We start from the raw sequence: 6,355 nt of genomic DNA, 5'->3' as shown, positions 1-6,355 counted from the left end.
CGCCGCGCCGAGAGATCGATCCCGACCACGTTCGGATCGAGTTGTTCCTTAGCGCCCTCCGATGATGAATCATCATCGTGAGCCGCGTCGTTGCTATTTGCGGCTGGCAGGATTCCGGCGATTGATGTTTGGCTTAAAGCGTGGTTCCACTGGGCTAGCGTATCGAAGAGGAGTTTCGAACTTTCTCCTCCTAGGTGCGCCATTTTCCCTTCATGCCGGAACACAACAGTGCTGCGATCAGGCAGCGCGGCGCTTCATCTTCAGGCCGTCGCGCATGTTGAGGCCGAGCAGGCTGATGTTTGCAGCGCCTGCCGCCAGTTCTAGCGCCTGCACTGCGTAGAATACACCGTCGAACTCGGCGTGGGCGGCCTTGTAGGCGAGGAACAGCGCTGCCGGCACCAGAACGAGGATGCCGTTTGCCGCAATCAGCGGCATGCGTCTGGCCTTGGCTCCGACAAGTTCGGCGCGCCGCCCTTTTGCCAGTGCAAAGCCCGACCCGCCTGCCATCGCCAGGGCCGGAACGAGGAGCAGGAGGCCCCATGGAATCGCCGTCTTGACCGCGATCACCGCTGCTTCGGACGCGAACAATTCGGAAAGGGAGGTGGAAAGCCAGAAGGTTGCGATTGTGAATAGCGCGACCGCGCCCGCGACGGGATGGGTGACCTTCAGCATGGCGTTATCCTTTTACATGGCACCATAATGACGAAATGACATGATGATGTCATATAAAATTTGACATGATGATGTCAACAACCTACCGGGATGCCGCATGAACGGGCTTGACCGATCCCCTGCGGCAGACGCCCTGACCGACCTCATTCTGGAGCTGTTCCGGGCGAACAACCTGATGCTGGCATGGGGCGACAGGCTGGTCGCGCCGTTCGGGCTGACCAGCGCCCGCTGGCAGATTCTGGGCGCCATCGTATTCGCAGAAAAGCCGCAGCCGGTGGCGTGGCTTGCCCGCGACCTTGGGGCCAACCGTCAGAATGTGCAGCGTGTAGTGAATGACCTGCACAAGGATGGGCTGGTCGCGTTCGAGCCGAACCCGCGCCACCGGCGCGCCCGGCTTGTCGTGCTTACGGAGAAGGGCCGGCGAACCTACGAGGCTGCCATCGGAGCCTATTACCCAAGGGCAAATGCGCTGGCCGAAAGCCTTCCGGCGTCGGACATCCGGGCGGCACAGCGCATTCTTGCAGGCCTGAGGCAGGCGCTCGAAGGCGAACATGCCGCCGACGCGCGGCCCTGACGCGTCAACCTGTCCGACCACTTCGGGAAAATGTTCCGGCGAAAGCCGGTCGGCCCGGTCGGCGCCCCTGCGCCAACCGGGCGTTCGGGGATCAGTCCACGTAGAGCGGCTTGCCGCCTGCCTTGTAGACCGTGCCGCCCTTCATCACGAACTGCACACGCTGCATTTCGGTGATGTCTGCCACCGGGTCGCCGTTGACCGCGATGATGTCGGCATAGCGGCCCGGCTGGACGCTGCCGACACTGTCGGACTGTCCGAGGAGGTCGGCGGCGTTGCGGGTGCCGGCAAGCAGCGCCTGCGCTGCGGGAATGCCAGCCTGCACCATATATTCCAGTTCCTTGGCGTTCTGGCCGTGCGGGCGCCAGCCGAGCTGGTCGGTGCCGAGCGCCATCTTGACGCCTGCCTTGTAGGCGTTGAGCGCGTTGTGCTTCATCGTCGGCGTAACCGAGATCGCCTTGCCGGCAACCGTCGGCGGCAGCTTGTCGGGCGTCGTCGTCGCGACTTCGTAGATTTCCTGTGCGGCGAACAGCGTCGGCACCATGTAGGTCCCGCGTTCCTTCATCAGCTTGTAGGTTTCGGCGTCGGAGTAGGTGCCGTGCTCGATCGAATCGACCCCTGCGCGAACTGCTGCGTCGATCCCCGGCTTGCCGTGGGCGTGGCTTGCAACCTTCATCCCCAGCGAATGCGCCGTCTCGACGATCGCCTTCAGTTCATCGTCGCGCAGCAACTGAAGCGACGGATCGTCGCCAGGGCTGGCGACGCCGCCCGACGACATGATCTTGATCACGTTCGCGCCGCGCTTGTGCAGTTCGCGCACGGTGCGGATGGCATCGGTCGGGCCGTCGACGACGCCGAGCTGCCAATCGTCCTTGCGGTCCCAGCGGGGGTCGATGTGGTTCTTGGGGTCCCCGTGGCCGCCGGTCGGGCCGAGCGCGGCGCCCGACACCGTCAGGCGCGGGCCGGGGATTGTCCCGGCATTGATGCCGTTACGCAGGGCAACGACAAGTTCTGTGTTGCCGCCGACATCGCGCACCGAGGTGAAGCCGGCGTTCAGGATCGCCCGCACGTTCTTCACCGACTGGTAGGCGGCGTTTTCCACCATCGAACGCAGCCGGTCCTTGCTGCCGCCGCCCGTCACGTGGTTGTGCATGTCGATGAAGCCGGGCAGCACGGTGCTGGTCTTCAGGTCGATGACTTCGGCGCCTGCCGGCGTCACGAAGCCGTTTTCAACCGATGTGATGCGGTCGTCCTTGATGACGATCGACACATTGTTCCTGAACGACGTCGAGGTGCCGTCGAACAGCTTGCCGGCGTGGATCACCACGTCCTTGGCGTTGGCCTGCCCGGCCAACACCATCGCCAGAGCGCTGGCGAGCGCCAGAACATGTCCCGTTTTCTTCATTCCTGCTCTCCTTTTCAGAACCCTCATTGAAAACCCTGACGTGCGTCAGTTTGACGCGTCGCCGTCCCTCTCATGATTGGCGAATTGTATACCGTATCCCGCCTATATTGCCATTTGTCGAGCGCCATCTGCGTCAGGCCGGGGCGATATCAGGCCCCCGGCGCCACCTTCCCGTGCTCGATCCGGTAGAAGATGCCGCCCTTGTCGGCGCGGACGAGTTTCAGCCGCCCCTCGACGATCATCGGCCGGTCCGTCACTGGAACGGGCTGGTCCACCTCGACGTCGATAAAGCCGGTCGGCCCCGTTGCCATGTGAAAAAGGCAGTCCGGCTGATGCTCGAACAGAATGAAGCGCGTCTGCTGGGGCGACGCTTCTTCGGTGGCCATCATGTAGCCGGCGACCTTCACGTCTTTTGCGTCAAACGCCTGAATGTCTGCTGGAAATTCCGGGCGAAGGTGCGTGCTTCCGGTTGCGGGATCGCGCCATTCCACGGCCCGCGCGCCCTTCAGTACATCCCACGACAGGCCGCCTTCGGGGGTGGTTGCCGCGATGCCATGGTCGTCGTGCGCAAGCGCCGATGCGGCGGAAAGCGCGACGCCGGCAAACAGGGCGAGCGCGCGGCCCATCGAATACCGCGTAAAACCTGCCATCCCTACCTGCCTTCTGCCGAAATTGCCCCGAGCATGCCGATCACTTCACTGGCCGGTTCAGCGTGCCCGCCGATGTGCCATCGCGGCAACATATGATTAATAAGAGGATGTGCACCCGTTGCAAAATGCTCTGACATGAACAACGATTGAACGTGGTTTTTCAGGGTGGCGTCAACATTTTGTTCCCTGATCAATCGCGGGTTGCAACATCCCGGACGGCCAGCGCGGCTGCCCAAGCACAGGGGGATCTATGAAGGCTCATGGCACGCGTCATCTGTTGGCGCGCGGAATTCTGGCTGGTGTCTCGGTGTTCGCCACATCGGCCGCGCTCCAGGCGCAGACGGCGGCCACCCCCCCGGCGGCACAGCAGGCACAGGCCGGGAACGACACTGAAATCATCGTCACGGCGCTGAAGCGCGCGACTTCGATCCAGCAGACACCGCTCGCCATCTCGGCCGTCAGCGCCGATACCCTGAGCCGGCAGAACATCACGGATTCCTCGGCGCTTAGCCGTGTTTCGCCGGGCCTGCAGATCAACGAGAATGCCAACGGCGGCAGCCGCGTCATCATCCGCAACCTCTATGCGACCGGCGAAGCGCTGGTCGGCATCTATTATGACGACGTGCCGCTGAGCGGCACCGGCGGCGTCTCGAACGATGCCGGCGGTACCCAGCCCAGCCTGCGCCTGTTCGACGTGGAGCGCGCCGAAGTGCTGCGCGGCCCGCAGGGCACGCTCTATGGCGCAAGTTCGATGGGCGGCACGATGCGCATCATCTTCGCCAAGCCCAAGCTCGATCGCTACGAAGGCGCGGTCGACGGGCAGTTGAACACTGCGGCCGACAGCGGCGGCGCGATCGGCAGCCAGATCAACGCCATGGTCAACGTGCCGGTGATCGACGGGCTGCTGGGTCTGCGCGCCGTCGGCTATTATGATCGCACCGCCGGCTACCTCGACAACGATATGCTCGGCCTCAGCAACATGAACGCCAGCCGGAGCTACGGCGGCCGAATCACCGCCCGCTTCCAGCCTTCGGATGCGATCACACTGGACCTGATGGCGGTCTATCAGGATCGCACCGGCCACCGGGCCGACTGGAATCACACCGAGTATCTGCTGACCGGCAAGCGGTACAATCAGCCGATGCTGATGCGGCAGCCGCAGACCGACCGGATGAAGCTGTTTTCGGGCACGCTGAACTGGGATCTGGATTTCGCCACCCTGACGGCGGCGGCCTCGTACAGCGACCGCTACCTGACCTACAAGTTCGACTACACGCCCTATTTCGCGCGCTTCCAGTCGGTGAACCATACGCGCGGGATCGTTCCTGCCTTTGCCGGCAACCCGGCCACCATTCCGGGCTTCGCGAACTTCCAGAATGACTGCATCAGCGGCTATATCGTCGGCACGACCTGCGATGGCGCGGGCTATCAGCAGATGGTCAACGGCTACGGCAACAGCACGACCTTCCAGCCGCAGTCGAACAAGACGTCGACGCAGGAAATCCGCCTTGCCGACGATCGCAACGACATCAAGTGGACGATCGGCTTCTACCACAGCAACCGCAAGAACTTCACGCGGTCGATCCTCAGCCCGGCGGATCCGGTGACCGGCATCCAGCTCTATCCGATCGGCTATCCGGCAGGGAACACCTACACCGTCGGCGTAGATTCAGTCGGACTCGACCGCACGATCGACGACAAGCTGGAGCAGTTCGCAGGCTTTGCCGAAGCCACCTGGGACATCACCAGCCAGCTGAGCGTGACCGGCGGCATCCGCTACTTCAAATACAAGAAGAGCACGACTTCGACCGTCATCATCCCGAGCTACATCGCCGGCAACACGCGGCAGCCGCCGCTGACATCGCTGGGCGACGAGAAGGGGACGCTGCTGAAGTTCAGCGTCGACTACGAGTTCAACCAGGACGTGATGGCCTATGCATCGGCGACGCAGGGCTATCGGCCGGGCGGCGTGAACCAGACGCTGGGCCTGCCGAGCTATGCAGCAATCTACAGCGCCGACAAGGTCTGGAACTATGAGGCGGGCATCAAGACCACCTGGCTCGACCGCCAGCTGGTGCTGAACGCCAATATTTTCCGCATGGACTGGACCAACATGCAGGTCTCGGCGTCGTATAACAACGCCTTCGGCTTCATCACCAACAGCTCGAGCACGGCGCGGATCCAGGGCATCGAGTTCGATACCGCGCTGTTCCCGGCCGACGGCCTCGCGCTGAAGCTTTCGGGCAGCTACATCGACGCGAAGCTGAAGGGCGACCAGTCGCTGCCGAGCGGCATCACGCCATGCCCGGTTCCGTTCGTTCCCGGCACCACCGGCTGCGCGACGATCGCCGCCGGCAAGTCCGGGGATCCGATCCCCTATTCGCCCAAGTGGACACTTCAGGCGAGCGCGGACTACAGCACGCCGGTCGGCAATGATCTGGCGATCATCTATCACGCCAACCTCAGCTATCGCAGCAGCGCGCTGACCACCTACAACCTGCCGCGCTATGCCGCGGCCTACCCGAACGGGCCTGGCGGCACGCCTGGCGGCGCGGCGCTCTATACGCTGCCGGGCTATGCCACTGTCGGCCTGCGTCTCGGCCTCGAGAAGGACGAGGGGCGCTGGGGCGTCTATTTGTTCGCCAACAACCTGTTCAACACCATCGGGATGTCGGCGCTGACGAACGGGCTGGCAAGCGCAACGCAGCTCGGCTGGCGCTACAACGGCGCCGTGTTGCGGCCGAACTACGTCCTGACGACGGCGCCGCGCGTCGTCGGCATGCAGCTCATGGCGCGCTTTCAGTAAAGGCATAGCCACAAGGCATATCCGGAAGGGCCGCTCCGCAACTTGGAGCGGCCCTTTTTCGTGCCCTTCGGCGCCGCTCCGGACGGCGCCTTTGCTTGACACTTGTCATGTTTTTGCCTATATAGTTAACAGATCGTAACAATTTGAAGGTCGGTCAGGAGTAGCGTCCAAAGATCAGGGTCCCTGCGATTCAACTATTCGCGTTTTGTAGCAAGCCGCGAACGAGGAAGGGGACAGAAGATGGCGAAGAA

6 protein-coding genes are annotated in these 6,355 nt (G+C 63.1%); 2 read left to right on the top strand and 4 right to left on the bottom strand.

From position 1 onward, the window contains the following. A partial coding sequence (locus AC16JP_RS03635; protein ID WP_484339240.1) for a hypothetical protein occupies positions 1-203 on the bottom strand: 203 nt, incomplete at its 3' end. Between the two features lie 34 nt (positions 204-237). After that, the gene (locus AC16JP_RS03630; protein WP_484339239.1) at positions 238-672 is read right to left on the bottom strand and encodes a hypothetical protein; all 435 of its coding nucleotides are present in this window, start codon (positions 670-672) and stop codon (positions 238-240) included. A 97-nt stretch (positions 673-769) separates the two neighbouring features. Here AC16JP_RS03630 and AC16JP_RS03625 point away from each other — a divergent pair, with 97 nt between their 5' ends. Next, positions 770-1,246, top strand: coding sequence for a MarR family winged helix-turn-helix transcriptional regulator (locus tag AC16JP_RS03625; protein ID WP_484339238.1), 477 nt, complete (start codon positions 770-772; stop codon positions 1,244-1,246). 91 nt (positions 1,247-1,337) lie between these two features. Here AC16JP_RS03625 and AC16JP_RS03620 read toward each other — a convergent pair whose 3' ends face one another. Both AC16JP_RS03620 and AC16JP_RS03615 read right to left on the bottom strand, forming a co-directional pair. After that, positions 1,338-2,648: a metal-dependent hydrolase family protein gene (locus AC16JP_RS03620; protein WP_484339237.1), complete on the bottom strand. Its 1,311-nt coding sequence runs from the start codon at positions 2,646-2,648 to the stop codon at positions 1,338-1,340. 149 nt (positions 2,649-2,797) lie between these two features. Next, positions 2,798-3,298 carry a hypothetical protein gene (locus tag AC16JP_RS03615; protein WP_484339236.1) on the bottom strand — a complete coding sequence of 167 codons (501 nt, stop codon included), beginning with the start codon at positions 3,296-3,298 and terminating at the stop codon, positions 2,798-2,800. A 250-nt stretch (positions 3,299-3,548) separates the two neighbouring features. Between AC16JP_RS03615 and AC16JP_RS03610 the strand changes: the two genes are divergently transcribed. Beyond that, positions 3,549-6,104 carry a TonB-dependent receptor gene (locus tag AC16JP_RS03610; RefSeq protein ID WP_484339235.1) on the top strand — a complete coding sequence of 852 codons (2,556 nt, stop codon included), beginning with the start codon at positions 3,549-3,551 and terminating at the stop codon, positions 6,102-6,104. The last annotated feature ends 251 nt before the right edge of the window (positions 6,105-6,355 follow it).

The sequence above is a fragment of the Sandaracinobacteroides sp. genome (assembly GCF_057137845.1).
Note: the sequence above shows the minus strand (reverse complement) of the source record. Positions and strands in the feature narration are given on the sequence as shown.